The sequence below is a fragment of the Agromyces sp. Y558 genome, from assembly GCF_059445415.1.
The window spans coordinates 165,002-191,789 of record NZ_JCAIUH010000003.1; the positions used below are offsets into that span (position 1 = coordinate 165,002).

Below are 26,788 nucleotides of genomic sequence, written 5' to 3' on the forward strand. Positions count from 1 at the left end.
CGCGAATCGACGTGTGCGGGGCCGGCGCTACGAGAACGAGCCGAGCGTGGCGAACAGTGACACGATCGGAATCGCGATGATCAGCACCGCGGCCGCGACGACCATGCCGCGGAAAGCGCCGCTCGGCCGACGGCCGGCCTCGCCGAGGCGGGAGAGCCTGGCTTCGAGCATCGCGATGTCGGGGATCACGCCGCCGGACTCGGCGTACGCCCCCGGCTCGCCGCCGCTTCCGACCTGCAGCATCGCCCGCCGGAGGGCGTCGTCGCCCGCCGCCAGTCGGGCTTGATCGTCGGCGAGCATCTCCGCGAGCAAAGCGACCGAACGCTCGGCGCGATTGGCGATCGGGAACCACGGCAACGCAGTGTGCCACGCACGGAACGCGAGCAGCACGAGGTGATGCAACTGGTCGAGGTGCGCCCGTTCGTGAGCGATGACGGCGCGCAGCTCCGACTCGTCGAGTGCGTCGATGAGTCCCTCGGTGAGCACGGTCGCCGTGCGGATGCCGGGCACGCAGTAGGCGAGCGGCAACGGGTGGGCGAGCACCCGGGTACGAGGTTCCCCGGGCATCGGATCGCCGAGGATGTCAATGAGCTGGTGCTGTCGGCGACGCTCTCGTTCGGCGCGCACCCCGGTGAGCGCCAGGGTGAGCGCGAGGTGCACGGCGAGACCGGCGGCGAGGGTGAGCGCGGCGAGATGCACCACCCCGAATCCTGGGGGGATCGGTCCCACGAACAGGTGCGGAAGGAGTGCGGCGGCCGCAGCGAGCAGGGAGCCCTCTGGGGAGGCGCCGAAGACCAGCAGGCTGCCGATCATCGAAAGCCCGCCGCCGAGGGCGATGGCCTGCCACAGGGCGAGCGCGGTCGCGGGTGATCGGGAGGGCCAGGCTGCCCGGGAGAGCGCGACTGGAATGGGCCAGGCGAGCAGGAGCGCGAACCCGCCGAGCAGTGCAGCGACGGCGAGCATGGTCAAGATCGGGAGAGCTCGTCGAGGAGTCGTCGCAGCGTGGCGGCCTCGCCGGCGCTCACGGTGCCGACGAAACGAGCGAGGGCCGCGTCGCGGTCGCTCGAACGATCGAGCACCTCGTGCATGAGCTCTGCGGTGTGCTCTTCGCGGGTCAGGAGGGCTCGGTAGCGGTGCGGCCGGGTGTCGCGCGCGCGGGTGACGAACCCCTTGCGCTCGAGGCGCGACAGAACCGTGAGCACCGTCGTCGTGGCGACGGCGCGGCCGGGCTCGCCATCGCGGAGCGCGAGCGCGTCGCGAAGATCATTGGCGGTAAGTGCGGCGTCGCGCGACCACAGCAGCTCCATCACGGAGCGCTCCAGTTCGCCGAGACTCGCCATGCCTCCAGACTACCGTCGGCGAGCGAAATGTTCTACGCTCTGTAGAAGAATCTTCTACGCGACGTAGAACGAACGATGGTCGCGACGTGATCGCGTGTGAAAGGTGCATCCGTGAACGAGCTGCTCGACCCGCTGCTCCTGGCCCGATGGCAGTTCGGGCTCACCACCGTCTACCACTTCTTGTTCGTTCCGATCACGATCGGTCTCGCGACCTCGGCGGCCATCTTCCAGACCGCGTGGTACCGCACCGGCAAGCTCGAATACCTGCGCATCACGCGCTTCTTCGGCACGATCTTCCTCATCAACTTCGCCATGGGCGTCGTGACGGGCATCGTGCAGGAGTTCCAGTTCGGCATGAACTGGTCGGAGTACTCGCGATTCGTCGGCGACGTCTTCGGCGCACCGCTCGCCCTCGAGGGACTGCTCGCGTTCTTCCTCGAAGCGACCTTCATCGGCATCTGGATCTTCGGTTGGAATCGCCTGCCGAGGGCCTTGCACCTCGCGAGCATCTGGATCGTCGCGGTCGGCACGATCCTGTCGGCGTACTTCATCCTCGCCGCGAATGCGTTCATGCAGAACCCGGTCGGCTTCCAGTTGAACGAAGAACGCGGGCGCGCCGAGCTCGTCGACATCTGGGCGCTCCTGACGAACCCCGTGGCGCTCGCGGCCTTCCCGCACACGATCGCGGCGAGCTTCATGGTCGGCGCCGGTCTCATCATCTCGGCTGCCGCATGGCACCTCGCACGCAATCAGCATCTCGACACGATGCGGCCTGCGCTGAAGTTCGGCCTCTGGACGATGGTGATTGCGGGCGTACTCACGGTCGTGTTCGGCGACCAGCTGAGCCTCGCGATGGTCGCGACCCAGCCGATGAAGATGGCCGCGGCCGAAGCCGCCTTCAACACGGTCTGCGGCGCGGATGCCTCGTTCTCGCTCTTCACGCTCGGCACCCCCGACGGATCGAGTGAGCTCTTCTCGATTCGGGTGCCGTACCTGCTGTCGCTCCTCTCGACGCACAGCTTCGACGGATGCGTCGAGGGCATCAACGACCTCCAGGCCCAGTATCAAGTGCTGTTCGGGCCCGGTGACTACGCGCCGATCCTCTGGGTGACGTACTGGTCGTTCCGTTGGATGATGGGCCTCGGGTTCCTGCACATCTTCGTCGCCATCGTCGGTCTGTGGCTCACCCGCAAGGGGCGTATGCCGAAGCAGGCATGGGTTTGGAAGGCGGCGGTCTGGAGCTTCCCGTTCTCGCTCGCCGCGATGATCTTCGGCTGGGTCTTCACCGAGATGGGCCGGCAACCCTGGATCGTCTTCAGCCAGCTCTTCACGGAATCCGCGGTGTCTCCGAACGTCTCCGGTCTCGACGTGCTCATCTCGCTCATCGCCTTCACCCTGATCTACGGCGCCTTGGCGGTCGTCGAGTTCAAGCTCGTCATCCGCGCGATCAAGAAGGGCCCGCCGGAACTGGCGGAACCCGACCCCGAGACGGGGCGCGTCGAACAACCCACCACGGTGTACTAGGAGGAATGCGCACATGGATCTCTCGGTGCTCTGGTTCTGGATCGTCGCCTTCCTGTTCGTCGGCTACTTCGTACTCGACGGCTTCGACTTCGGCGTCGGCATGTCCCTGCCGTTCCTCGGCAGGGACGAGACCGACCGTCGCGTGCTGATCAACACGATCGGCCCCGTGTGGGACCTCAACGAGACCTGGGTGATCGTCGCCGGCGCCTGTCTCTTCGCGGCGTTCCCCGAGTGGTACGCAACCCTCTTCTCCGGGTTCTATCTCGCCCTCCTCCTGATCCTGCTCGCGCTCATCGCTCGCGGCGTCTCGTTCGAGTACCGTCACCAGCGTCCCGAAGCTGCGTGGAAGCGACGCTTCGACTGGATGATCATCGTCGGCAGCGCGGTGCCTGCGCTTCTCTGGGGTGTCGCGTTCGCGAACATCGTGCAGGGCGTGCCGCTCGATGCCGACCACAACTACATCGGCAGCTTCTTCGACCTGCTGAACCCGTACGCGCTGCTCGGCGGAGTGACGACACTGCTCTTGTTCTTCACGCACGGCGTGGTGTTCGTCGCGCTGAAGACCGACGGCGACATCCGCGACCGGGCACGGCGGCTCGCGACGAGGGCCGGCGCGCTCACCGTGCTCGTCGCGGCGTGTTTCCTCGTGTGGACCGGCTTCGCATTCGGCTCCACCTGGTTCTGGGTCCTCGCTGTCATCGCTGCGATCGCGCTCATCGGCTCTTGGGTTGCGAACGTTCGCGGAGCCGAGGGGTGGGCGTTCACGCTCATGGCCGTCACGATCGCGGCCGCCGTGTTCGCGCTGTTCGCCTCGCTCTTTCCCGACGTCATGCCGGCTTCGAACGATCCGGCGAACAGCCTGACGATCGCCTACGCCTCGTCGACGCCGTACACGCTCACGGTCATGACGTGGACCGCGGTGATCTTCCTGCCGCTCATCCTCGCGTACCAGGGCTGGACCTACTGGATCTTCCGCAAGCGTGTGATGCGCACGCACATCGAGGCGGCGGCGCACTGACGTGAAACCTCTCGACCCGAGGCTCGTGCGACGTTCGCGGGCGGCGCGCCGATTCCTGCTCGCGGGCGGCGTGCTGGCGTTGGTCCAGGCGCTTGCGATCATCGCGTTCGCCTGGGCGCTCGCGACCCTCGTCGCCGGGATCATCGGCGGAATGGGCTGGGCGGATGCCACTGCACCACTGACCGTCCTCGCCGCTGCGGTCGCGGCTCGCGCCCTCGCCGCCTGGCTCTGGGAGTGGACCGGATCAGCCGGCGCGATGCGTGTGAAGGGCGAGTTGCGCACGGAACTGCTCGCCGGGATCGAGCGCCGCCCGGGCGGACTGCCCGGATTCCCGACCTCGCGCATCGCCACGTTGCTCGGCCCCGGACTCGACGCACTCGACGAGTACTTCGGGCGGTACCTGCCGCAGCTCGTGCTCACCGCCGTCGCGACGCCGCTCCTGATCGCGGCCGTCTGGATCACGGACTGGCTGTCGGGGCTGATCCTCGTGATCGTTCTCCCGCTCGTCCCGGTCTTCATGGCGCTCATCGGTCTGGCGACCGAGGCCGTGCAGCGTCGCCAGTGGACGAGCCTGCAGTCCCTCTCGCGCGGTTTCCTCGAGGTCGTCGGCGGCCTGTCGACGCTCATGCTCTACGGCCGGGCCGAGCGGCAGACCCGGCGGATCCGTCAGGTGACCGACGACTACCGCGTGCATACCATGAAGGTGTTGCGCGTCACCTTCCTCTCGAGCTTCACTCTCGAACTCGCGGCCAGCCTCTCGGTGGCGCTCGTCGCCGTCTCGATCGGCCTGCGGCTCGTCGCCGGTGACATGACGCTCGCTTCGGGGCTTCTCGCGCTCGTACTCGCGCCCGAGGTCTTCTTGCCGCTGCGAAACGTCGGAGCGGCATTCCACGCATCCGCCGCGGGCGTCGAGGCGTCGCGAGATGCGTTCGACCTCTTCGAGGCCACGGATGCCACGGGGCGCGCGGAGCAGTCGGCGCACGGGTCGTTCGCTCCCGCGATCGTCGGCGCGGGCCTGCACGTGCGGGGACTCGGCGTGCGCCTCGACGATCGCGAGATCGTCAGCGGGTTGGACTTCGATGCGGGGCCGGGGGAAATCCTGGCCATCGCCGGGGAGAGCGGCGTCGGCAAGTCGAGCGTGCTCCGGGCGCTGCTCGGGTTCGTTCCCGCCTCAGGGAGCGTCACGCTGGACGACGCCCCATTCGACGCCGGTGCGCGACCGTCTGATCGCGGCAGGCTCGCCTGGGCCGGACAGACGCCGACGCTGCTCGCCGGAACCGTCGCCGCGAACGTGCGGCTCGGTGACGAACACGCCGATCCATTTCTGCTCGGCGAGGCGCTCCGACTCGGCGGCGTCGACGTCGCTCCCGAGCTCGAGCTCGGTGCGGGCGGTTCCGGCCTGTCCGGCGGCCAGTCGCAACGAGTTGCGACGGCCCGGGCGATGCACCGTCTGCTCGCCCGCAGCGCGCCGTTGTTGTTGCTCGATGAGCCGAGCTCTGCACTTGACGAGCGGCGGGAGGCCGAGCTCGTTGGGCACCTGCGGGAGATCGCAGCAAGGGGGCACACCGTCGTCGTCGCCACGCACCGCCCGGCCCTCCTCCACGCGGCCGACCGCGTCGTGACCCTCACGGCGGTGGCGCATGTCTGATCGCACGCGCTCGGTGATGCGACGCGCCGTGCCTGCGCCGAAGCGGCTCGCGTTGCCGGTGCTGCTCGGAGTCGCCTCCGCCGGGTCGACCATCGCGTTGCTCGCCTGCTCGGCGTGGTTGATCGCGCGCGCGGCTGAACAGCCGCCGGTGCTCTACCTCCAGCTCGGCATCGTCGGGGTTCGGGCGTTCGCTCTCGGACGCGCCACGTTCCGCTACCTCGAGCGCCTGACCGGCCACGACGCCTCGTTCCGGCAGCTCGCGAGTATCAGGGTGGGCATCTTCGGGCGGATGCTCCCGCTTGCACCCGACGGGCTGCGCACCAGCCGTCGCGGTGAGCTGCTCTCGCGCTTCGTGGGCGATGTCGACGAACTGCAGAACGTCACCTTGCGGGCCGTTCAGCCGGTCGTGAGCGCGGTACTCGTGCTCATCGCCGCGGTCACGGCGCTGGCGATGCTCGCACCGGCGGCCGCCATAGCCATCGGCGTGGTTCTCGTCATCGGACTCCTCGTCGCACTCCTGGCCGAGCGCACTGCAGCGGGCCGGGCCGAGCGTTCGATCGCGCCTCTGCGCGGCGCGCTGCAGGCGGCGGTCGTCGACCACGTACAGGCGCTCGACGTGCTGGTCGCCTTCGACGCAGCGAGCGACGACCGGTCGCGCATTCGGGCGATCGGCGTCGACCTCGAACGAGCCACCCGCACCCGAACGGCGTCTGCCGGTGCGGCTGCGGCGGTCGTGACGGCCATCGGCGGCTTCGCGACGCTCGCGAGTCTGCTCGTGGCCTGGCCGGCGTTCGCAGCGGGCGGCATCGACGGGCCCGAGTTCGCGGTGCTCTGTCTCGTGCCCCTCGCGATCGCCGAGGTCGCGGGTGCCATTCCCGTCGGGCTGGCCGCGTGGCGCGTCGCGCGCGTGAGTGCCGCGCGGGTCGCCGACGTCGTACCCGATTCGGTGCCGCCGGAGATTCCCGTCGCCCCGGCGGCTCCGCTCGCGGTTCGGTCGGAGCCGCACGACGGCCGACGAGAGCCCGATCGGTCGGGCCCGGGAGCGGGTTCGCGCGTGGGGCCGCCGGCGATCGAGCTGCGCGAGATCAGGGCGTCGTGGCCAGGAGGGCCCGCCGCCCTCGACGGACTCGATCTCACGCTCGCGCCGGGGGAACGGCTTCTCGTGCAGGGTGAGTCGGGCTCGGGCAAGACGACGCTCGCGCACGTCCTCGTGCGCTTCCTCGAGTACCACGGTTCGTACCGGCTCGACGGAGTCGAGGCGCGAGCGCTCGACCCCGTCGAGGTGCGGCGCACCGTCGGCCTCGTCGAACAACGTCCGTGGCTCTTCGACGAGGACATCAGGCAGAACCTCCTCTTCGCTCGCGAGACGGCGAGCGACGAGGAGCTGCTCGACGTGCTCGACCGGGTCGGTCTCGCCGATTGGGTCGCCGAACGCGGTGGCCTCGATGCACGGGTGGGGGAGCGCGGTGCGCTCGTCTCTGGTGGACAGGCGCAGCGCATAGCCCTCGCGCGGGCGATGCTCGCCCGATTCCCGGTGCTCGTGCTCGACGAGCCGACCGCGAACGTCGACCCCGACCGGGCCGGCGCGCTGCTCACCGAGATGCTCGGCGCAGCCGGAGCGGAACGCAGTGTCGTGCTCATCGCGCATGCCGGCGTCGACCCCGCGCTGGTCGATCGTCGCATCGAGATCCGCGACGGCCGGGCGCTCGACCTAGGCTGAGGGGATGCCCCGCCGCATCCGGAGCCTCGCGCTGGCGAGCTGGCGCGACCCCGCGCAGGCCTTCAGTGCGTTCGCCTCCGAAGCGCACACCGCCGTGTGGCTCGACGGTGGCCCTGGTGCGGTGGCCGGCTCGAGCGTCATCGCCTGGGCGCATGGCGACAGCACGCTGCTCGTGGGGGATGACCCGCCCGCCACGGTCTATGCGGAACTCGGCGCTGCGCTCGGCGATGAGGTCGTCGATGCCCGCGCCGATGTCGGCTCGCCGTCTCCACTCGGCTGGATCGGATGGTTCGGCTATGAGTTCGGCACCCGCACGGCGGGCCTGCCGTTCGATCGTGCAGAGACGCCGGATGCTGCATTCCTCTTCGCCGACCGTGCGATCGTGTTCGATCATGCCGCCGGCTCGGTGCGGCTCGAGTGGCTCGAGACGAGCGACTCCGCCGCAGCGCAGGAGTGGGCTGAGGGTGCCGCCGAGGCCTTCGCGCTGCTGCCCGCTGAGGTGAACACGGAAGCCGAACCCCCGCCGTCCCCGGCATCCGCACGGCCCGCATCGCACTGGCGCCACACCCCGGCCGAGTACGCCCGCCTGATCGCGGCATGCCAGGCCGCGATCACCCGCGGCGACGCGTATCAATTGTGTCTCACCAATCGCATCGACGTCGACGTCCGCCCCGATCCGCTCGAGACCTACCTGCGGCTTCGGCGCACGAGCCCGAGCCACCACGGCGGTTACCTGCGTTTCGGCGACACCGCGCTGCTCAGCGCCTCGCCAGAGCAGTTCCTGCGCGTCGAATCGAGCGGCTCGGTGTCGACGAAGCCCATGAAGGGCACCCGGCCGCGGAGCGCGGACCCGGTCCTCGACGAGGCGCTGCGTCGGGACCTCGTCGAGAGCGAGAAGGAACGCGCCGAGAACCTCATGATCGTCGACCTCATGCGCAACGACCTCGGACGCGTCGCCGAGCTCGGTAGCGTCGAGGTGCCAGCGCTCCTCGACGTGGAGGAGTACGCCCACGTGCACCAGCTCGTCTCGACGGTCACGGCGCAGTTGCGACATCCGCTCACTGCGCTCGATGTGGTCGAGTCGGCGTTCCCGGCCGGCTCGATGACGGGAGCGCCGAAGCACAGCGCGATGACGATTCTGCACGAGCTCGAAGCGGGGCCGCGTGGCGTGTACTCGGGGGTCTTCGGGTATCTCGGGGTCGACGGCGGCGCCGACCTCGCGATGGTGATCCGCTCGATCGTGCTGACGCCGAAGGGTGCGAGCATCGGCACGGGAGGGGGCATCACGGCGTTGTCGGTCGCGGCCGAGGAGATCGAGGAGACGCGCATCAAGGCGAGGGCGCTGCTCGCCGTGCTGGGCGCGGATCTGCCGGTCGCGGAGTGAGTAGGCTTGATCTCCGAGTGCGCCGCGGTGCGGCGTGCCCGGAAGCCCCCGAGCGACACACGATTGAGAGTCACGTGGCACACGACCAGGACCCAGCGCACGCCGATGCCGACGCGTACGACTTCGCCGCAATCCAGGCGAAGTGGCTTCCCGTGTGGGAAGAGTCCGAGCCGTTCCGTGCCGGACGCCCGGGTGACACGAGGCCGCGCAAGTACATCCTCGACATGTTCTCCTACCCGTCGGGCGATTTGCACATGGGTCACGCCGAGGCGTTCGGCTACGGCGACACCGTCGCGCGCTACTGGCGGCACCAAGGCTTCGACGTGATGCACCCCGTTGGCTGGGATTCATTCGGTCTTCCTGCCGAGAACGCCGCGATCAAGCGCGGCGTCGATCCGAGCGCCTGGACCTACGCGAACATCGAACAGCAGAAGCGTGCCTTCCGCCAGTATGCGCCGTCGTTCGACTGGTCACGGGAGCTGCACACGAGCGACCCCGAGTACTACAAGTGGAACCAGTGGCTGTTCCTGAAGCTCTACGAGAAGGGCATCGCCTACCGCAAAGACGGTCAGGTCAACTGGTGCCCCAACGACCAGACGGTGCTCGCCAACGAGCAGGTCATCGACGGGCACTGCGAGCGTTGCGGCGCCGTCGTCACGAAGAAGGCGCTCACGCAGTGGTACTTCCGGGTCACCGATTATGCCGACCGGCTGCTCGACGACCTGAACCAGCTCGAGGGCGCCTGGCCGTCGAAGGTGCTCTCGATGCAGCGCAACTGGATCGGCCGATCCTCGGGTGCCGATGTCGAGTTCGAGATCGAGGGCCGTGATGCACGGGTCAGCGTCTTCACGACTCGGCCCGACACACTGTACGGCGCGACCTTCATGGTCGTCGCGCCCGACTCGGAGATCGCAGCCGAGCTCGCTGGTGGGGCATCCACCGAAGTGCAGACCCGGTTCCAGGACTACCTCGACTCGGTCCGTGCCGAGAGCGACATCGATCGCCTCTCGACCGACCGGCCGAAGACCGGGGTCTTCCTCGAGCGGTACGCGATCAACCCGGTCAACGGCGAGCGCCTGCCGATCTGGGCCGCCGACTACGTGCTCGCCGACTACGGCCATGGCGCGATCATGGCGGTGCCGGCGCACGACCAGCGCGACCTCGATTTCGCGCGGGCCTTCGGACTGCCGGTGCGAGTGGTCGTCGATACGAACGCGCCCGTGACCGGCGTCATCCCGGTCATCCCGCTCGACGAGAACGGCGACCCCTACCTGCCCGATGACCTGCCGGCCGACGACCCGGCGTCGACCGGTGTCGCGCTCGCTGGCGAGGGTCGGCTCGTGAACTCGGGTCCGCTCAACGGCCTGTCGAAGTCCAACGCGATTCGCCGGGTCATCGAGCTCCTCACGGAGCGCGGTCTCGGGCGTTCGTCGAAGAACTACCGACTTCGCGACTGGCTGATCTCGCGTCAGCGGTACTGGGGCACGCCCATCCCGATCATCCATTGCCCGACTTGCGGCGAGGTGCCGGTGCCCGAGTCGGAACTGCCGGTGCGCCTGCCGGACTCAGCGGGGCTCGACCTCAAGCCGAAGGGCGCGAGCCCGCTCGGTGCGGCCGAGGATTGGGTCAACGTCGCGTGCCCGAAGTGCGGCGGTGCCGCGCGCCGCGACTCCGACACGATGGACACCTTCGTCGACAGCTCTTGGTACTACCTGCGCTACCTCGACCCGAACAACGACGAGCGCGCCTTCGACCCGGCAGAGGCTGAGAAGTGGCTGCCCGTCGACCAGTACGTCGGCGGCGTCGAGCACGCCATCCTGCACCTGCTCTATTCGCGCTTCATCACGAAGGTGCTCTTCGACCTCGGGTACCTGAGCTTCACCGAACCGTTCACCTCGCTCCTGAACCAGGGCATGGTCATCCTGAACGGCACGAAGATGTCGAAGTCCAAGGGGAACCTCGTCGAGTTCGCGAGCGAGCTGCAGGCGCACGGCGCAGACGCGCTGCGCGTCACGCTCGCGTTCGCCGGCCCGCCCGAAGACGACATCGACTGGGCGGATGTCTCGCCGGTCGGTTCCGCGAAGTTCCTCGCGCGGGCGTGGCGCATCTCGGGCGAGGTCACCTCGAGCCCCGACATCGAGTGGAAGACGGGCGACCCGGCCTTGCGCCGCATCACCCACCGACTGCTGGCCGATGCGCCGGGGCTCGTCGAGGCGTACAAGTTCAACGTCGTCGTCGCGCGCCTCATGGAGCTCGTGAATGCCACACGCAAGGCGATCGACTCCGGTGCGGGTGCTGCAGACGCCGCCGTGCGCGAGTCCGCCGAGGTCACGGCGATGATCCTCGACCTGTTCGCTCCGTACGCCGCCGAAGACATGTGGCAGCGGCTCGGTTACGAGCCGACCGTCGCGCTCGTGTCGTGGCGTAAAGCCGACCCCGCGCTGCTCGTCGAAGAGTCGGTGACGGCCATCATTCAGGTCGACGGCAAGGTGCGCGACCGTCTCGAAGTGTCGCCGAAGATCTCGGGCGACGAGCTCGAGGCATTGGCCCGTGCGTCAGCTGCGGTGACCCGTGCTGTGGGCGAGCGCGAGATCGTGAACGTCATCGTGCGGGCACCGCGATTGGTCAATATCGCGACCAAGGGCTGACGCGCGGAGCGACTCGTCCTCGACAGGGCGCTCGTCGCGTTCAGCGTCCGGTGGTCTCTGCGGGAGTCGCGGTGCGGTTCGCGCCTCGATTAGCGTGCGGGCATGCCCGCGAGCGACGAACCCGACCCGTTGGCCGCTCTCGACCCCGCTGCGCGCCGACACGGTCCTCGCGTGCGCGTCGCCGTCGGAGCCGGGGTCGTGCTCTTCGTCGTCGCAGTCGCCGTTGCTGCGCTCATGTCGTTCAGTGCGACGGGCGGCGGTGAGCAGGGCCGCATCGAGGCGTCGGGCGAGGCCGTCGCAGATGCCGACGACGGTGTGTCTGCAGCAGGCGTCGGCGCGCCACCAGTGCTCGTGCATGTGCTCGGCGCCGTCGCGAAGCCGGGTCTGGTCGAACTCGCGGCGGGCGCGCGCGTGGTCGACGCCGTCGCAGCGGCAGGCGGCTTCTCCGGCGACGCAGATCCCGCCGGGGTGAACCTTGCGCGCCTGCTTGTCGACGGTGAGCAATTGGCGGTGCCGGTGGTCGGTGAAGTGCCTCCACCGGCGGCGACGGGCAGCGGCACCGGCGCGCCGGGCGTGACCGACGGGCTCGTGCACCTGAACACCGCCGACCTCGCCGCACTCGACACGCTCCCGCGCATTGGTCCGGCACTTGCGCAGCGCATCATCGACTGGCGGGAGACGAACGGATCGTTCACGAGCATCGAACAGCTGCTCGATGTGGCCGGTATCGGCGACGCGGTGTTCTCGGGCCTCGCGAACCTCGTGGCGCTCTGACGTGCGCGATTTCCGGATGCTGCTGCCTGCGGCGGCCGCCTGGGTCGCCGCGTGGGTCGCGATCGGCCTGCCGGGTGCGGCATCCGGTGCAGCGATCCTCGCGTGGGTGCTGTGGGCAGCGGCCTGCGTCGCGGGCGGCATCGCCGTGCGCGGCGGCATCCGTCGTCGACGTCGGCTGGTGATGCGCGACCGCCGCGACCGTGCAGGCTGTGATGACCGCCGTGATGACCGCCGTGATCCGGATCACCACGCCGGGAGCACCTCGGTGCTCGTGCGGATGTCGGCGACGCTGCTCGTCACGCTCTCGGCGTGCGCGCTCATGGTGAGCGCCGCAGCACTCGGACTCGGCGCTCGCGAATCGTCGCCCCTCACTGAGGCGGCGCGGCATCACCGCACCGCGGAGGTCGTGCTCGAACTGACCGCCGCCCCGCGCGCGATGAGCACGAGCTGGTTCGCCGAGGGCGATTCACCACCATTGCGCGTCGAGGGCCGTGTCGTCGCCGTCGACGGTGGTGACACGCGGTCGGTGCCGGTCACGGCCGCCATTTCGCTCCCGACCCGCGAGCTGCAGCTGGGTGCGCGCATCGGGTTCGACACCCGGGTGGCCGCGCTCCCGAGCGCCGATGGCGCCGCCTTCCGGTTGAGTCCGACCGGTGACGTGCGGGTCCTGAGTGCACCGCCGCCGTGGTTGGGCTGGACGGTCGGCCTGCGCACCGGCTTCGCGGAGGCCGCGGGCGCGCTCGGCGGTGACGGGGGTGCCCTCGTGCCGGGGCTCGCGATCGGCGACACGAGCGCCGTCGACGATGGGCTCGATGCAGCGATGAAGGCCAGCTCGCTGAGCCATCTGACAGCCGTGTCGGGCGCCAACTGTGCGATCGTCACGGCCGCGGCGTTCGCCTTCGCCGCCCTGCTCGGCGTGCCCCGACTCGTGCGAATCGTCGCTGCACTGACCGCGCTGGCGGGATTCGTCGTGCTCGTGACACCCGAAGCGAGCGTCGTGCGTGCGGCGGCGATGGCGGTCGTGGTGCTCGTCGCCGTCGCAGTGGGCCGACCCGGAGGCGGCGTGGCGGCCCTTTCGCTCGCGGTCGTCGTGCTTCTGGCCGTCGACCCGTGGTACGCACGGGACTACGGGTTCGCGCTCTCAGTCTGCGCGACCGCCGGCCTGCTGTTGCTTGCTGCGCCGTTGACCGGCGCGCTCGCGCGGTGGATGCCGCTGCCCGTCGCCGCGGTGATCGGCGTGCCGCTCGCGGCCCAGTTGGCGTGCCAGCCGGTGCTCGTGCTGCTCGATCCCGCGCTCGCGCTCTATGGCGTCCCGGCGAACCTGCTTGCAGCTCCCGCAGCGCCGGTCGGCACCGTCGTCGGCCTCATCGGCTGTCTGCTGCTGCCGGTCCTGCCTTCCGTCGGGTTCGCGTTCCTCCAGTGCGCCTGGCTTCCGGCGTCGTGGATCGCGCTCCTCGCCCGGGCGTCGGCAGCACTGCCGGGTGCGAGACTCGAGTGGGTGCCGGAGGCCGCGGGCGCGCTGCTGCTCGCCGCCTGCACGGCGATCGCGCTCTGGCTCGCCCTCGACACGCGTCGTCGGCATCGGCGCCGACTTCGCGCGGTCGCGGCGGCGTCGCTGCTCATCGGACTCGCGGTGCCCGTCGGCATGTTCGCAGGCGCACCTCTTCTCGGGGCGGCGACGAGGCCGGCCGATTGGGATGTCGCGGCCTGCGACATCGGACAGGGCGATGCCGTGTTCCTGCGCTCGGCGGGTGCGACGGCACTCATCGACACCGGGCCCGATCCTGCAGCGCTCGCTCGCTGCGTGTCGGTGCTCGGCGTCACGAGCATCGATCTGCTCGTGTTGACGCACTGGGACGCCGATCACGTCGGTGGAGCATCAGCGGTGGCGGGCCTCGTCGGCACGGTGATCCACGGCCCGCTCGATGGCGAACGATCAGACCGGGCGCTCGGCCCATTGGTCGAGGCAGGTGCCGAGCCCGTCGAGGTCGTCGTGGGGTTCGGCGGCACACTCGGCGACGCACGGTGGCGGGTGCTCTGGCCGAAACCGCGCGCCATGCCCGGCAACGACGCGAGTGTGGTGATCGATCTCACGACACCGAGCTACCGGGGCCTGTTCCTCGGCGATCTCGGCGAAGAGGCACAGGACAGGCTGCTGCGTTCTGTGAGCATCGGCCGGGTCGACCTGGTGAAGGTCGCCCATCATGGCTCGGTAGACCAGAGCGAGCGCCTCTACGACGAGCTCGACGCGACGATCGGCGTAATCGGTGTGGGCGCGGACAACGGATACGGGCATCCGACCGAGCGGCTGCTCGACCTCTTGCAGGCCGAGGGCACAGCCGTGGTGCGCACTGACCGCTCCGGTACCGTGTTGCTCACTGCCGAGGGCGACGGCTTCCTGCTCTGGAGCGAGCGGAGGGAAAGCGCTGTCGGTGCGGGCCCGTAGAATCGACGAAGAGAACGGGAGGTGCCGTGGCAGCGCGCACAGGGGCATCGGCCAAGACGAAGACGACGATTCCGCAACTCGCATGGCATGCGATCCGGCCCGCTCCGATCGTGCTGGTCTCGGGCGCAGAAGACGTGCTCGCCGAGCGGTCGATCACGATGCTGCGCGACTTCCTGCGTGGTGAAGATCCCGAGCTCGAGGTGAGCGACCTCGAAGCCGACGGGTATCGCCGTGGTGAGCTCATAACCCTCGCGAGCCCCTCGCTGTTCGGCGAGCCCCGTCTCATCCGGGTGAGCGGAGTCGAACGTGCGAGCGACGACTTCCTGCTCGATGCGCTCGACTACCTCGGGCAGACAGCCGAGTCGACCACGCTCGTCCTGCGCCACCGCAGCGGTGTGCGGGGTAAGAAATTGCTCGACGCTGTGCGTGCCGGCGGAGGGGGCGGCATCGAGATCGTCTGCGCCGAGCTCAAGAAAGACGCAGAGAAGCAAGACTTCGCGGCCGCCGAGTTCCGCGCAGCGGGCCGCAAGATCGCCCCGGGTGCTCTGCGCGCACTCGTGGGCGCGTTCAGCGACGACCTCCGCGAACTCGCTGCAGCGTGCCGGCAGCTCTTGGCCGACGCACCCGGCGACATCACCGAGGCGGTCGTGGCTCGCTACTACGGCGGGCGAGTCGAGACCAATGCCTTCGCGGTAGCCGACGCGGCCATCGCGGGTCGTCACGGTGAGGCGCTCATCGCCCTCCGGCACGCGCTCGACAGTGGCGCCGACCCGGTGCCCATGGTCGCCGCGTTCGCGATGAAGGTGCGCACCATGGCGAAGGTCTCGGGCACTCGTGGTGGGGGCGCGCAGCTCGCGGGCTCGCTGAGCCTCGCGCCATGGCAGATCGATCGCGCACGACGCGACCTGGTCGGGTGGAGCGACGAGGGGCTCGGTCGAGCGATCGAGGCGCTCGCGTCCACCGACGCCGCAGTGAAGGGCGCAGAGCGCGACCCGGTCTTCGCGCTCGAACGATTGGTCGGCGTGATCGCCTCCCGGGGTCGCGACCGCTCGTAGCGTCGCGTCGTGGGGGCCACCGGCTCACGACGGCGGCTTGGGCTGCGTGCGCTCCCAAGCCGTGTCGTCCGAGCACATATCGACGAACGACGAAGGCCCCGACACATCCGTGCCGGGGCCTTCGTGGAATACGTGTCGCGTCAGAGCGCGGCGACCTGCTTCGCGATCGCCGACTTCTTGTTCGCGGCCTGGTTCTTGTGGATGACGCCCTTGCTGGCCGCCTTGTCGAGCTTGCGGGTCGCGGCGCGGAGGGCGGTCGTCGCCTTCTCCTTGTCGCCCGAAGCAACGGCGTCGCGCGTTGCGCGAACGGCGCTCCGCACTTCGCTCTTGACGGCCTTGTTGCGCTCTTGCGCCTTGAGGTTCGTGCGGATGCGCTTGATCTGCGACTTGATGTTTGCCACGTGGAGTTCGTCTTTCGTTCTTGTGCGGGTACCGGATATGCCGAGCGAAGGTAGAGGGGCCTCGCCGGCGAATCGTGCGGGGTGGGACCCACACGGAAGCCAACAGGCAACGATACCAGCTCTCAGCGGGAGTCACCAATGCGCTCGCGCGCGAGTCGGGCGGCGGATGTCTCGTGCGATCCGTGGCTCGCCCTGCGTCGCTCGGCGCCGGCGGCACGTCGGTCGAGTTCGGCGACCGCGCCGAGCACGATCGCGGCGAAGTCGTCTGGCCGGATGAGGCTGACGAGGTGGGTGGCACCGGGAATGATCACGAGCCGCCCGTCGCGGGCGGCGCGGAGCATCCGGCGCTCTTCGAATCGGAAGTGGTCGAAGCGTCCGTTCACGAACCAGACGGGTGCGTCGACATCCGCGAGCGCGGCCTCGGGGTCGAGTCGGCCGACCGCCTCGAGCACTGGCGCCATCACATCGAGCGCGACGCCGCCCGCGAGCACGTCGTCGGCGGCGCTCGGCGAGAGGAAGAGTCGGGCCATCGCGTCGTTGAGGCGACGCCCATGGTCGGGCATCGTGCCGATTGCGGCGGCGAGACGGCGATAGCCGTCGAGGGCGACGCCCCGCGGGCGCGTGCCGCACGACGCCGCCACGAGTCCGTCGAGACGGCCGGGATGGTGCGCGGCGTACTCGATCGAGATGTAGCCGCCGAGACTCAGGCCCACGAGAAGCCGCGGGATGGCAGTTTCGGCGGCGACCGGGTTCAGCGCAAGGTCGATGCTCCGCAGTGCCGCTTCGAGCGAGAAGGGTTCGCCGAGCCGCGTCCCGTGTCCGGGCAGGTCGACGGCGACCGCCTCGATGTCGTGCGCGGCGAGCAGCTCGAGCTGCCTTCGCCACATCGTCGACGAGGTGCGGAGTCCGTGCACGAGCACGACGCGGGCGCGAGGCATCCGTCAGCCCGCCCTGATCGCGCCGATTTCGCGGGCCCGTGCCACCGCAGCGGTGCGCGAACCGACGCCGAGCTTTGTGAAGCTGTGCACGAGATGCGACTTCACCGTCGCCTCGCTCAAGAAGAGGGATCTGCCGATCTCGCGGTTGGTGCGCCCTTCCGCGACGAGCGAGAGCACCTCGGCCTCTCGTACCGTGAGCCGCTCACCGCTCGCGAGCGACGCGTCGAGGCGCGAGGAGACCCCGGGTGCGAGTGCGGCATCGCCGACCGCCGCCGCGTGAACCGCGGCGATGAGTTCGGCAGGCGGTGCATCCTTCAGCAGGTAGCCGCTCGCGCCGGCCTCGATCGCGCCGAGGATGTCGGCATCAGTGTCGTAGTTCGTCAGCACCAGTACGCGGGGCGAGCCCGGTTGCGAACGAATTCGACGGGTCGCCTCCGCGCCCTGCATGGCGCCGGGGTACTGCAGGTCCATGAGCACGAGGTCGACTTCGGATGCCGCAGCGAGCCGTACCGCGTCTTCGGCCGTCGTCGCCTCGCCGACCACCTCGAGGTCGGGCTCGCTCTCGAGCATCGCGCGGATACCGGCACGCACAACGGGATGATCGTCGCTGAGCAGCAGCCGGATCACGGTGCCACCACCGGGATGCGAACGGAGACCGCGGTGCCGTCGCCGGGTGTCGATTCGATGTCGATGCTCCCGCCGAGGGCCTCGGCGCGCTGCCGGATGGCGCGGAGGCCGAAGCCGGCCGAGGCCGCGGCAGTGGGGTCATCGGCGTTCGAAGCATTGAAGCCGATGCCGTCGTCGACCACGTCGAGCGCGATCTCGTCGCCGAGGTAGCTCAGGGTGACGGATGCGTGGGCGGCATCCGAGTGCTGGAGCACGTTGGCGAGTGAACCCTGCGCGATGCGTAGGAGTGCAGCCTCGGTGGACATCGGCAGGAGGATCGGATCGCCGCTGGTGCCGAACTCGACCCGCAACGGTGTTCCCGCCTGCACCGACTGCTCGGTCGTGGCCTCGACGAGTCGCCGGAGCGCGGCGGGCAGCGTCTGCGTATCGAGCGAGGGCGGCGCGAGCTCGCGGATGAATCGCCGGGTCTCGCCGAGATTCAGTGCAGCGGTCTCGCGTGCGAGCTGCAGCTTCTCTTGAGTCGCGGTGTCGGTGACATCGCGCTCGGCCGCGTGGAGCAGCATCTGGATGCTCGACAGGCCCTGCGCCACCGTGTCGTGGATCTCCTTGGCGAGGCGCTCGCGTTCGGCGAGTGTGCCGGCCTCCCGGCTCGCCGACGCCAACTCCTCGCGAGTGGTCATGAGATCGAGGATGAGCGCCTGGCGCTCCTGTGTCTCCTGCGCCATCGCGCGGTACCCGAGCCCGATGACGATCGCGACGCCGGCACTGATGAGCGGGCCGAGGATCGAGCCGACATTGAATCCGAGGTGGGTCGCGGTGCCCCAGACCGAGAGACCGAAGGTGAGCACGACGAGCGGCACGGCGATCGGGGCCGCGAGCACGTGCAGTTCGAGGAAGAAGAGCGGGAAGGCGAGGAACGCCGCATCGGGCGTCAGCGCCGACATGCCGACCCAGAGCATGAGAAGCCCGATCAGCCAGACCACTCGCGCCCAGGTCGGCAGGTGGCGGTGGGCCGCCGCGATACCGGCGCCGTACCAGGCGAGGAACGCGACCGCGAGGATCGTGACGGAGACTTCATCGGGCGAATCGGCGAGCAATGCCCGCACGACGACGAAGAGCGCGAGTCCCACAACGAGCACGTGCAGGCCGAGCCGGAGCGCGGTGAAGACCGGACGGAGCGCCGAGGGCGCCACGTGCGCGTCAGGGATCTCGATCACGGCCATTTGCTCCGAGCGTAGCCCGGGGGCCTTGCGCGGGGCATCCGTCGAAAGTCTGAACGGAAGTCATGGGAGAATCGACTGGATGTCTCCGAGAGCTGCTAACCCGCCGGTGCCTGCCGCCACCGACCCCGCGCTGATCCGCAATTTCTGCATCATCGCGCATATCGACCATGGCAAGTCGACCCTTGCCGACCGCATGCTCGGAATCACCGGTGTCGTGAGCGATCGCGACATGCGTGCCCAGTACCTCGACCGCATGGACATCGAGCGCGAGCGCGGCATCACGATCAAGAGCCAGGCTGTGCGCATGCCTTGGGCCCTTCGACAGGCTCAGGGACCGGATGTCTCCTACGCCCTGAACATGATCGACACCCCGGGCCACGTCGACTTCAGCTACGAGGTCTCGCGTTCACTCGCTGCGTGCGAGGGCGCGATCCTGCTCGTCGACGCTGCACAGGGCATCGAAGCGCAGACGCTCGCGAACCTCTACCTGGCGCTCGAGAACGATCTCGAGATCATCCCGGTGCTGAACAAGATCGACCTGCCGGCGGCCGATCCCGAGAAGTACGCGAAAGAGCTCGCCGACCTCATCGGCGGTTCGCCCGATGACGTGCTCAAGGTCTCGGGCAAGACCGGTGTCGGTGTCGAAGAACTGCTCGACCGCGTCGTCGAACGCATCCCTGCGCCGGTCGGCCGAGCGGATGCCCCGGCGCGCGCGATGATCTTCGACTCCGTCTACGACAGCTACCGTGGCGTCATCACCTATGTGCGCATGATCGACGGCCACCTGAAGCCGCGCGAGCGCATCCAGATGATGTCGACGAGGGCGACCCACGAGATCCTCGAGATCGGCGTGAGCGCCCCCGAACCGACCCCGTCGAATGGTCTCGGCATCGGCGAGGTCGGCTATCTCATCACCGGTGTGAAAGACGTGCGCCAGTCGAAGGTCGGCGACACTGTCACGACCGCCGCGAAGCCGGCCGCCGAGGCGCTGCCGGGCTACACTGAGCCGCTGCCGATGGTCTTCTCGGGTCTCTACCCGATCGACGGCAGCGATTATCCCGAGCTCCGCGAGGCGCTCGACAAGCTGAAGCTCTCCGATGCCGCGCTCGTCTACGAACCCGAGACCTCGGTGGCGCTCGGCTTCGGGTTCCGCTGCGGATTCCTCGGCCTGCTGCACCTCGAGATCGTCACCGAGCGCCTCGAGCGCGAGTTCGGGCTCGACCTCATCGCCACGGCGCCTTCGGTGATCTACGAGGTCACGACGGAAGACAAGAAGACCGTCACGGTCACCAACCCGAGCGAGTTCCCGACCGGCACGAAGATCGTCGAGGTTCGCGAGCCGATGGTGCGAGCCGCGATCCTCGCGCCGAAAGACTACGTCGGCACGATCATGGAGCTCTGCCAGTCCCGTCGAGGTGCGCTCATCGGCATGGAGTACCTCGGCGAAGACCGGGTCGAAATCCGCTACAACATGCCGCTCGGCGAGATCGTCTTCGACTTCTTCGACCAGCTGAAGTCGAAGACCGCAGGGTACGCCTCGCTCGACTACGAGCCGACGGGCGACCAGGCCGCCGATCTCGTCAAGGTCGACATCCTGCTGCAAGGCGAGCAGGTCGACGCGTTCAGCGCGATCGTGCACCGCGACAAGGCGTACGCCTACGGCGTGCTCATGACCGGTCGCCTGCGTGAACTCATCCCGCGCCAGCAGTTCGAGGTGCCGATCCAGGCGGCCATCGGCGCTCGCATCATCGCGCGCGAGTCGATCCGTGCGATGCGCAAAGACGTGCTGGCCAAGTGCTACGGCGGTGACATCAGCCGCAAGCGCAAGCTCCTCGAGAAGCAGAAGGAGGGCAAGAAGCGCATGAAGATGGTGGGTCGCGTCGAGGTTCCCCAAGAGGCGTTCATCGCAGCGCTCAGCGGCGACGTCGAGAAGAAAGACAAGAAGTAGCGTTCCGTTCGTCGCCGAGCGCTGATCGCGATGACCACGAGCCGCAGCCAGAACGGTCACAGGAGACATCCGTAGAATCGACGGATGTCTGCCGCCCGATCGCCGCGCCCGACCCGCACGCCCGTCAGGTGCCGCACCACAGGAGAGGCCGCCAGATGACCCGCCGAAGCACGTTCACGGACCAGTCGGTCACCTACGGGGCGATCGGGGCGACCCTCGCTCCCGACCTGCTTCGGTATCCGCCCGCCGGGTATCGCCCTGCCGAAGACGCGGTACGTCTGGGGTCGGGTGTCGACCGCTTCGAGCGCGCTGCTGAAGCACTCATGAGCTGGGGCATCCAGCGCGGTGCAGGTTTCGAGGTGACGGATGTCTCGGCCGGCACCGGTGCGCAGTACCCCGGCATCGTCTACGACGTCGAGGGGTCGCCGCTCGGCGAGCAGCCCGCCCCGCGCAGCGAGGAGCGCTTCGGGGCAGACGGCACGCCCTGCGTCGCCGCGGGAATGACCGCCGTGCTGCAGCGCAAGCGCCGGTTCGGTGCCGCGAAGACCCCTGTGCTCGTCGTCTACGTCATCGACGAGCCCGACCGCATCGGGTTCGCCTACGGCACGACGGGTGACGGTCCCGAGAGCGGTGAGGAGTCCTTCATCCTCGAGCGCCGCGACGACGACACGGTGTGGCTCACGATCCGATCGATCCTTGCGACCTCGGCCGTTTCGGCCCCGATGCAGCGCAAGCGCCGGCGCGAACTCACGAAGCTCGAACTCCGGGCGTTGCACCCTGCGGGCGGCGCGTAGGCGTGGCATCTGCGCTGCCTCTCGGCGATCCAGCACCGGCCGACGGGCTCCTGCCGGCATCGGCCGCCGTCGGCGCTGGCCAACGTGCGTTCGGCGTGTACATCCATGTGCCGTTCTGCCGGGTGCGCTGCGGCTACTGCGACTTCAACACGTACACCTCCGATGAGCTTCGCGGTGCGAGGCAGGTAGATTACGCCGACCATGCGATCGCCGAGGTGCGGATGTCGCGGCAGATGCTCGCGGCATCCGACCTGCCTGAACGCCTCGCGTCGACCGTCTTCTTCGGCGGCGGCACGCCGACCCTGTTGCCCGCGGCCGACCTCGTGCGGATGCTCGACGCCGTGCGCCAGGAGTTCGGCCTCGTTCCGGGCGCCGAGGTCACGACCGAGGCGAACCCCGACTCCGTCGGGCCCGAAGATCTCGTGCGACTCGCCGAGGGCGGGTTCACGCGTGTTTCCTTCGGCATGCAGTCGGCGGTGCCGCACGTGCTCGCCGCGCTCGACCGCACGCACGACCCGGCGCGGGTGCCGCTCGTCGTCGGCTGGGCACGCGACGCGGGCCTCGATGTCAGCCTCGACCTCATCTACGGCACGCCGGGGGAGTCGATGTACGACTGGGAGCGGAGCCTCGACCAGGCGATCGCGCAGCGACCCGATCATTTGAGCGCCTACGCCCTCATCGTCGAAGACGGCACGAAGCTCGCCCGGCAGATCCGTCGCGGCGAACTCGCGGCTCCGTCAGACGACCTCGAGGCGGACATGTACGAGCTCGCCGACGAGCGGCTCGCCGCAGCGGGCTACGAATGGTACGAGGTCAGCAACTGGGCGACGGATTCCTCGCATCGCTCTCGTCACAACCTCGGGTACTGGCGCGGCGACGACTGGTGGGGCGTGGGTCCCGGCGCGCACAGTCACGTGGGCGGGGTGCGCTGGTGGAACGCGAAGCATCCCTCGGCCTATGCCGATCGGGTGACCGCGGGCGTGTCACCGGCGGTGGGCAGGGAGGTGCTCGATGCGCCGACCCGCGAGACCGAACGTGTGATGCTCCTGACGAGGATCCGCGAGGGAATCGTCATCGCATCGCTGCACGCGGGTGGGCGTCACGCCGTGGCGGGTCTCATCGCCGATGGCCTCGTGGACGCGAAAACCGCCCTCTCCGGTGAGTTGGTACTCACCAGAAGAGGGCGGCTGCTCGCTGATGCCGTGGTCAGGCGCCTGCTCGACGAGTCGTCGGAGCTCAGCTCACGAACTTGATCGCGAGCGGGTAGGTGTAGGGCTGGCCCTGGTTCGCCTTCACTGCGGCGATGATCGAGAAGATGATCACGACTATGCCGATCGCGATCGTGATCAGCCAGCCGATGAAGACCAGCCAGAGGATGTAGCTGACCACGTAGGCGATCGCCATGGTGATCTGGAAGTTCAGCGCCGTCGCGGTGTGCGCGCGCACGAACGGCCCGCGGTCTTTCAGCACGAGGTAGCCGATCAGGGCGGGAACGAAGCTGAAGAAGATGCCGCCGATGTGGATCAGCGTCGCCCAGAGCTTCTCGTCGGACGGGCTGAGCTGCGCGCCTTGCTGGTAGGGGTTCGCCGGCGGTGGCGGCGGAGGGGGAGGCGGGGTTGCGTCAGACATGTTGTCTCCTTGATCGGGTCGCCCGAAGGCGCGATTCGGCCTCGTCGCACGACGGGCGAGCTTTCAACCACCCCATGCTGGCACAGTGGCGCGCGCCGGGTGCGGAATTCGCCCGGCGCGCTCGGCCCGGCGACTACTTGATGAGGCGGATCGCGAACGGGTAGCGGTAGTGCTGGCCGTCTTTCGTCTTGAGGAACGCGATGATCGAGAAGACGACGCTCACGATCCATGCCAGCCACACGACGAGGACGCCGATGAGGATGAACGTCAGGATCCAGCCGACCACGTAGGCGATGAGGATCGTGATCTGGAAGTTCAGCGCCTCTTTCGCCTCGGTGTTCGTGAAGGAGCCCCGGTCTTTGAAGACGAGCCAGATGATGAGGGCCGGCAGGAATCCGAGGATGCCGCCGAGGTGCGCGAACGAACCCCACTGCACGTCTTGATCGGGTGCGAGCGGTGCAGCGGCGACGGGTTGGGCGGGCGGAACGTTCTGATCGGGTGCAGGTGAGTTCGGATCGGTCATGGCGGGTGCCTTTCGGGGTTCTCGGGTGAACCGCGTCTCGCGCGATGGGAAGATCGCATCCAAGGGTGACTCGCGGGATACCCATAAGCTAGCGCCGTCGCCCCGCTGCTGGCAACGGCCTCGTCGCAGGATGTCGCGATATGATTGGCACTCACTCAGAACGAGTGCTAAGTCTCAGAATGAGTGCTCAGCGTCAGACGGAAGCGAGGGTCATGGTCTCCGAACGCAGCCTCGCAGTGCTGCGCGTGATCGTTCAGGACTACGTCGCATCACGCGAGCCCGTCGGGTCGAAGACGATCGTCGAGCGGCATGCCTTCGGGGTGTCTGCAGCGACGATCCGCAACGACATGGCCCTCCTCGAAGAAGAAGAGCTGATCGCAGCTCCGCACACGTCTTCGGGTCGCATCCCGACCGATAAGGGCTACCGGGTCTTCGTCGACCAGCTCACCGACGTGCGCCCGCTGACCTCTGCCCAGCGTCAGGCGATCGAGACGTTCCTCGGCGAGTCCAGCGACCTCGACGAACTGCTGGCCCGCACCGTGCGCCTCATCGCCCAGCTCACCAAACAACTCGCGGTCGTGCAATACCCGAGCTTCGGCAGTGACCGCGTGCGTCACGTCGAACTCGTCTCCCTCGCACCCGATCGGGTGCTCTGCATCCTCATCACCGACTCGGGCCAGGTCGAGCAGCGCCTCGCCGAACTCGAGGAGCCGGTCGACGAGCGCACACTCGATGCGCTGCGGGCGCGGCTGAACAAGATCGCAGGGGGCCGGGCGATGGCGGATGCCGCTGAGGCGCTCTCGGGCGAGATCGACAGCGCCGACCAGCGGCACGCCGCTGTGCTGCACACGCTCGCGACGACGCTCGCCGAGCAGGCGCGCGCGCAGCGCACCGAGCGCCTCGTCGTGGCCGGGGCAGCGAACCTCGTACGCACCGAGCAGGATTTCGCCGGATCGATCCTCGGCGTCATCGAGGCGATCGAGGAGCAGGTCACCCTGCTGAAGCTCTTCGGCGAGATGGCGACCGATGAGCATGCGGTGACCGTGCGCATCGGGCGCGAGAATGCGTCGTTCGGACTCGGCGAGACCTCGGTCGTCTCGAGCGCCTTCGCGATTCCCGGGCGCGATATCTCGCGACTCGGCATCGTCGGGCCCACCCGCATGGACTACTCCACCAGCATGGCGGCCGTTCGCGCCGTCGCACGCTACCTCTCCCGCACGCTCGGCGAGAGCTGAACCCGCCGCCCGTCGCACCCGACCGGCATCCGGCAATCGAAAGGACATGCCCTCCGTGGCCGACCATTACGAGGTCCTCGGCGTCTCGCGCGACGCCACACCCGACGAGATCAAGAAGGCGTACCGTCGTCTCGCCCGGGAGCTCCACCCCGACGTCAACCCGGGCGCCGAGGCATCCGAGCGATTCAAAGAGGTCACGCACGCGTACGACGTGCTCTCCGATGCCCGGGAGCGCGAGCAGTACGACCACGGAGGTCAGGGCGGCTTCGGCGGCGGTCAGAACTTCGGCGGCTTCGGCGACATCTTCGAGACGTTCTTCGGGGCCGGCCAACAGAGCCGCGGCCCGAGATCGAGGCGGGAGCGCGGTCAAGACGCGCTCATCAGGGTCGAGGTGGGCCTCGAAGAGGTGATCTTCGGCACGCACCGCGACATCGAGGTCGACACGGCGGTCACGTGCGAGACGTGCCACGGCTCGTGCTGCCAGCCGGGCACCTCGCCCGTCACCTGCGACATCTGCCATGGCACCGGATCGATCCAGCGCTCGGTGCGTTCGTTGCTCGGCAACGTCATGACCTCGAGCCCCTGCGGCACCTGCCGCGGCTACGGCACGATCATCGCGACGCCGTGCGTGACCTGCCAGGGGCAGGGCCGCGTGCGTGCGCGTCGAACGGTGCCGGTCGATGTCCCCGCCGGTGTCGACACCGGCGTGCGCCTCCAGATGCCGGGCTCCGGCGAGGCCGGCCCCGCCGGCGGTCCGAACGGCGACCTGTATCTCGAGATCAAGGTCAAGAACCATGAGGTGTTCAGCCGCAACGGCGATGACCTGCTGTGCACACTCGAGGTCGCGATGACCGACGCGGTCCTCGGCACGACGGCCAACATCCCCGCGCTCGACGGCGACGTCGAGCTCGAGCTGAAGGCAGGGCTCCAGAGTGGCGAGATCCTCACCGTGAAAGACCGAGGCGTCACGCGGCTGCGCGGTGCAGGCCGCGGCGACCTGAAGGTCGGCGTGCAGATCGTCACCCCCACGAGGCTCTCCTCGAAGGAACGCGAGCTCATGCAGCAGTTCGCAGCCTCGAAGAAGGCGCCCGAGCCTGAACTCAGCCACTTCCAGCAGGGCATCTTCGCCCGGCTGCGTGACCGGTTCCTCGGTTAGGCGGATGCCCCGGTGAGTCACCTCTACCTCGGCGAATCGCTCGACCTCGCGACCGTCGTATCCGGCGGCACCGTCGCGCTCTCCGGAGACGAGGCGCGGCACGCCGTGACCGTCTCAAGGGTGCGAACGGGCGAGCGCATCGCGATCGGCGACGGCCACGGCACGCTCGTTCACGGGATCGTGGCCTCGACGGGTGCGCGTGAACTCGAGCTCACCGTCGACGAGGTCATCGCCGAACGGCCGCCGGCACCGCGCATCACCCTCGTGCAGGCTCTGGCGAAGGGTGACCGCGACGAACTCGCGGTGCAGGCGGCGACCGAGCTCGGCGTCGACGCGATCGTGCCATGGGCAGCGAGCCGCTCCGTCTCCCGGTGGGAGGGCCCGAAAGCCGAGAAGGGTCGCCTGCGATGGGCTTCGATCGTGCGCGAGGCCGTCAAGCAATCGATCCGCGCCTGGTTGCCTGTGGTCTCGCCGGTCGCGACGACCGCTCAGCTCGCCGAGCGACTCGGCGGGCAACGGATGCTGCTGCTCGAGCCGACGGCGACGGCGATGCTGACCGACATCCGGCCCGATGGGCGTGATTTTGCGCTCGTGGTCGGTCCCGAGGGCGGCATCGCCCCGGCCGAGTTGGAGCGCCTCACCGCTGCCGGTGGCGAACCCGTGCGGCTCGGGGCATCCGTGCTTCGTACCTCGACGGCCGGGCCGGCCGCGATCGCTGTGCTGAACGCGGCACTCGGGCGGTGGTGAGGCATCCGTC

The 26,788-nt window shown here is 68.9% G+C and carries 23 protein-coding genes; 15 read left to right on the forward strand and 8 right to left on the reverse strand.

Going from position 1 to position 26,788, the window contains the following annotated elements:
- Positions 1 to 27: 27 nt before the first annotated feature.
- Positions 28 to 963 (reverse strand): M56 family metallopeptidase, encoded by a 936-nt coding sequence (locus AC1C2T_RS15565; protein WP_495386131.1) that lies wholly within the window; start codon positions 961 to 963, stop codon positions 28 to 30.
- A gap of 2 nt (positions 964 to 965) precedes the next feature.
- Positions 966 to 1,340, reverse strand: a complete 375-nt coding sequence (locus AC1C2T_RS15570; RefSeq protein ID WP_495359803.1) for a BlaI/MecI/CopY family transcriptional regulator — start codon at positions 1,338 to 1,340, stop codon at positions 966 to 968.
- Positions 1,341 to 1,451: 111 nt separating this feature from the next.
- Between AC1C2T_RS15570 and AC1C2T_RS15575 the strand changes: the two genes are divergently transcribed.
- The 9 genes from AC1C2T_RS15575 (at position 1,452) to holA (ending at position 15,557) form a co-directional block, all read left to right on the forward strand.
- Positions 1,452 to 2,864, forward strand: coding sequence for a cytochrome ubiquinol oxidase subunit I (locus tag AC1C2T_RS15575; RefSeq protein ID WP_495385912.1), 1,413 nt, complete (start codon positions 1,452 to 1,454; stop codon positions 2,862 to 2,864).
- A 13-nt stretch (positions 2,865 to 2,877) separates the two neighbouring features.
- A complete protein-coding gene (cydB, locus tag AC1C2T_RS15580; RefSeq protein ID WP_495385913.1) occupies positions 2,878 to 3,882 on the forward strand; it encodes a cytochrome d ubiquinol oxidase subunit II in 1,005 nt (334 codons plus the stop codon).
- Position 3,883: 1 nt separating this feature from the next.
- On the forward strand, positions 3,884 to 5,530 hold the full coding sequence (gene cydD, locus AC1C2T_RS15585; protein ID WP_495385914.1) for a thiol reductant ABC exporter subunit CydD: 1,647 nt from the start codon (positions 3,884 to 3,886) through the stop codon (positions 5,528 to 5,530).
- Complete coding sequence (gene cydC / locus AC1C2T_RS15590) at positions 5,523 to 7,250, forward strand: thiol reductant ABC exporter subunit CydC (RefSeq protein ID WP_495385915.1); 1,728 nt, start codon at positions 5,523 to 5,525, stop codon at positions 7,248 to 7,250. The genes cydD and cydC overlap by 8 nt, the downstream gene beginning before the upstream one ends.
- 4 nt (positions 7,251 to 7,254) lie before the next feature.
- Positions 7,255 to 8,634, forward strand: coding sequence for an aminodeoxychorismate synthase component I (pabB, locus tag AC1C2T_RS15595; protein WP_495385916.1), 1,380 nt, complete (start codon positions 7,255 to 7,257; stop codon positions 8,632 to 8,634).
- A 74-nt stretch (positions 8,635 to 8,708) separates the two neighbouring features.
- The gene (gene leuS / locus AC1C2T_RS15600) at positions 8,709 to 11,282 is read left to right on the forward strand and encodes a leucine--tRNA ligase (protein WP_495385917.1); all 2,574 of its coding nucleotides are present in this window, start codon (positions 8,709 to 8,711) and stop codon (positions 11,280 to 11,282) included.
- A gap of 102 nt (positions 11,283 to 11,384) precedes the next feature.
- Positions 11,385 to 12,056: a ComEA family DNA-binding protein gene (locus AC1C2T_RS15605; RefSeq protein ID WP_495385918.1), complete on the forward strand. Its 672-nt coding sequence runs from the start codon at positions 11,385 to 11,387 to the stop codon at positions 12,054 to 12,056.
- A 1-nt stretch (position 12,057) separates the two neighbouring features.
- The gene (locus AC1C2T_RS15610; RefSeq protein WP_495385919.1) at positions 12,058 to 14,502 is read left to right on the forward strand and encodes a ComEC/Rec2 family competence protein; all 2,445 of its coding nucleotides are present in this window, start codon (positions 12,058 to 12,060) and stop codon (positions 14,500 to 14,502) included.
- A 26-nt stretch (positions 14,503 to 14,528) separates the two neighbouring features.
- Positions 14,529 to 15,557: a DNA polymerase III subunit delta gene (holA, locus tag AC1C2T_RS15615; RefSeq protein ID WP_495385920.1), complete on the forward strand. Its 1,029-nt coding sequence runs from the start codon at positions 14,529 to 14,531 to the stop codon at positions 15,555 to 15,557.
- Positions 15,558 to 15,697: 140 nt separating this feature from the next.
- Here the strand turns inward: holA and rpsT are convergent, their stop codons facing one another.
- The 4 genes from rpsT to AC1C2T_RS15635 form a co-directional block, all read right to left on the reverse strand.
- On the reverse strand, positions 15,698 to 15,958 hold the full coding sequence (gene rpsT / locus AC1C2T_RS15620) for a 30S ribosomal protein S20 (protein WP_495359814.1): 261 nt from the start codon (positions 15,956 to 15,958) through the stop codon (positions 15,698 to 15,700).
- Between the two features lie 122 nt (positions 15,959 to 16,080).
- The gene (locus AC1C2T_RS15625; RefSeq protein WP_495385921.1) at positions 16,081 to 16,896 is read right to left on the reverse strand and encodes an alpha/beta fold hydrolase; all 816 of its coding nucleotides are present in this window, start codon (positions 16,894 to 16,896) and stop codon (positions 16,081 to 16,083) included.
- 3 nt (positions 16,897 to 16,899) lie between these two features.
- Entirely contained in the window at positions 16,900 to 17,523 is a 624-nt protein-coding gene (locus AC1C2T_RS15630) for a response regulator (RefSeq protein WP_495359816.1), read from the reverse strand.
- Positions 17,520 to 18,746 (reverse strand): sensor histidine kinase, encoded by a 1,227-nt coding sequence (locus AC1C2T_RS15635; protein WP_495385922.1) that lies wholly within the window; start codon positions 18,744 to 18,746, stop codon positions 17,520 to 17,522. The genes AC1C2T_RS15630 and AC1C2T_RS15635 overlap by 4 nt, the downstream gene beginning before the upstream one ends.
- Before the next feature lie 79 nt (positions 18,747 to 18,825).
- On the opposite strand from AC1C2T_RS15635, the gene lepA reads away from it, so the two are divergent.
- The 3 genes from lepA to hemW all read left to right on the forward strand — a co-directional run bounded on the left by lepA (position 18,826) and on the right by hemW (position 22,741).
- Positions 18,826 to 20,694 carry a translation elongation factor 4 gene (gene lepA / locus AC1C2T_RS15640; RefSeq protein WP_495359818.1) on the forward strand — a complete coding sequence of 623 codons (1,869 nt, stop codon included), beginning with the start codon at positions 18,826 to 18,828 and terminating at the stop codon, positions 20,692 to 20,694.
- Positions 20,695 to 20,849: 155 nt separating this feature from the next.
- Positions 20,850 to 21,488 carry a DUF1990 domain-containing protein gene (locus AC1C2T_RS15645; protein WP_495359819.1) on the forward strand — a complete coding sequence of 213 codons (639 nt, stop codon included), beginning with the start codon at positions 20,850 to 20,852 and terminating at the stop codon, positions 21,486 to 21,488.
- A 2-nt stretch (positions 21,489 to 21,490) separates the two neighbouring features.
- Complete coding sequence (gene hemW / locus AC1C2T_RS15650; RefSeq protein WP_495385923.1) at positions 21,491 to 22,741, forward strand: radical SAM family heme chaperone HemW; 1,251 nt, start codon at positions 21,491 to 21,493, stop codon at positions 22,739 to 22,741.
- On the opposite strand, the gene AC1C2T_RS15655 is transcribed toward hemW, so the two are convergent.
- On the reverse strand, positions 22,725 to 23,117 hold the full coding sequence (locus tag AC1C2T_RS15655; protein ID WP_495385924.1) for a DUF4870 domain-containing protein: 393 nt from the start codon (positions 23,115 to 23,117) through the stop codon (positions 22,725 to 22,727). The two genes, hemW and AC1C2T_RS15655, sit on opposite strands and share 17 nt — an antisense overlap.
- 133 nt (positions 23,118 to 23,250) lie before the next feature.
- Positions 23,251 to 23,640 (reverse strand): DUF4870 domain-containing protein, encoded by a 390-nt coding sequence (locus AC1C2T_RS15660; RefSeq protein WP_495385925.1) that lies wholly within the window; start codon positions 23,638 to 23,640, stop codon positions 23,251 to 23,253.
- Positions 23,641 to 23,852: 212 nt separating this feature from the next.
- On the opposite strand from AC1C2T_RS15660, the gene hrcA reads away from it, so the two are divergent.
- The 3 genes from hrcA to AC1C2T_RS15675 are packed head-to-tail and all read left to right on the forward strand — an operon-like array spanning position 23,853 to position 26,778.
- Entirely contained in the window at positions 23,853 to 24,875 is a 1,023-nt protein-coding gene (gene hrcA, locus AC1C2T_RS15665; protein WP_495385926.1) for a heat-inducible transcriptional repressor HrcA, read from the forward strand.
- 55 nt (positions 24,876 to 24,930) lie between these two features.
- Positions 24,931 to 26,031, forward strand: coding sequence for a molecular chaperone DnaJ (gene dnaJ, locus AC1C2T_RS15670; RefSeq protein ID WP_495360818.1), 1,101 nt, complete (start codon positions 24,931 to 24,933; stop codon positions 26,029 to 26,031).
- A gap of 12 nt (positions 26,032 to 26,043) precedes the next feature.
- Positions 26,044 to 26,778 (forward strand): 16S rRNA (uracil(1498)-N(3))-methyltransferase, encoded by a 735-nt coding sequence (locus AC1C2T_RS15675; RefSeq protein WP_495385927.1) that lies wholly within the window; start codon positions 26,044 to 26,046, stop codon positions 26,776 to 26,778.
- Positions 26,779 to 26,788 lie beyond the last annotated feature (10 nt).

Bases quoted from the DNA above. Each gene is read 5' to 3' on its own strand.
- AC1C2T_RS15565 (WP_495386131.1), bottom strand. From the start codon at position 963: ATGCTCGCCGTCGCTGCACTGCTCGGCGGGTTCGCGCTCCTGCTCGCC.
- AC1C2T_RS15570 (WP_495359803.1), bottom strand. From the start codon at position 1,340: ATGGCGAGTCTCGGCGAACTGGAGCGCTCCGTGATGGAGCTGCTGTGG.
- cydB (WP_495385913.1), top strand. From the start codon at position 2,878: ATGGATCTCTCGGTGCTCTGGTTCTGGATCGTCGCCTTCCTGTTCGTC.
- cydC (WP_495385915.1), top strand. From the start codon at position 5,523: ATGTCTGATCGCACGCGCTCGGTGATGCGACGCGCCGTGCCTGCGCCG.
- pabB (WP_495385916.1), top strand. From the start codon at position 7,255: ATGCCCCGCCGCATCCGGAGCCTCGCGCTGGCGAGCTGGCGCGACCCC.
- AC1C2T_RS15605 (WP_495385918.1), top strand. From the start codon at position 11,385: ATGCCCGCGAGCGACGAACCCGACCCGTTGGCCGCTCTCGACCCCGCT.
- AC1C2T_RS15625 (WP_495385921.1), bottom strand. From the start codon at position 16,896: ATGCCTCGCGCCCGCGTCGTGCTCGTGCACGGACTCCGCACCTCGTCG.
- AC1C2T_RS15635 (WP_495385922.1), bottom strand. From the start codon at position 18,746: ATGGCCGTGATCGAGATCCCTGACGCGCACGTGGCGCCCTCGGCGCTC.
- lepA (WP_495359818.1), top strand. From the start codon at position 18,826: ATGTCTCCGAGAGCTGCTAACCCGCCGGTGCCTGCCGCCACCGACCCC.
- AC1C2T_RS15645 (WP_495359819.1), top strand. From the start codon at position 20,850: ATGACCCGCCGAAGCACGTTCACGGACCAGTCGGTCACCTACGGGGCG.
- AC1C2T_RS15655 (WP_495385924.1), bottom strand. From the start codon at position 23,117: ATGTCTGACGCAACCCCGCCTCCCCCTCCGCCGCCACCGCCGGCGAAC.
- AC1C2T_RS15660 (WP_495385925.1), bottom strand. From the start codon at position 23,640: ATGACCGATCCGAACTCACCTGCACCCGATCAGAACGTTCCGCCCGCC.
- hrcA (WP_495385926.1), top strand. From the start codon at position 23,853: ATGGTCTCCGAACGCAGCCTCGCAGTGCTGCGCGTGATCGTTCAGGAC.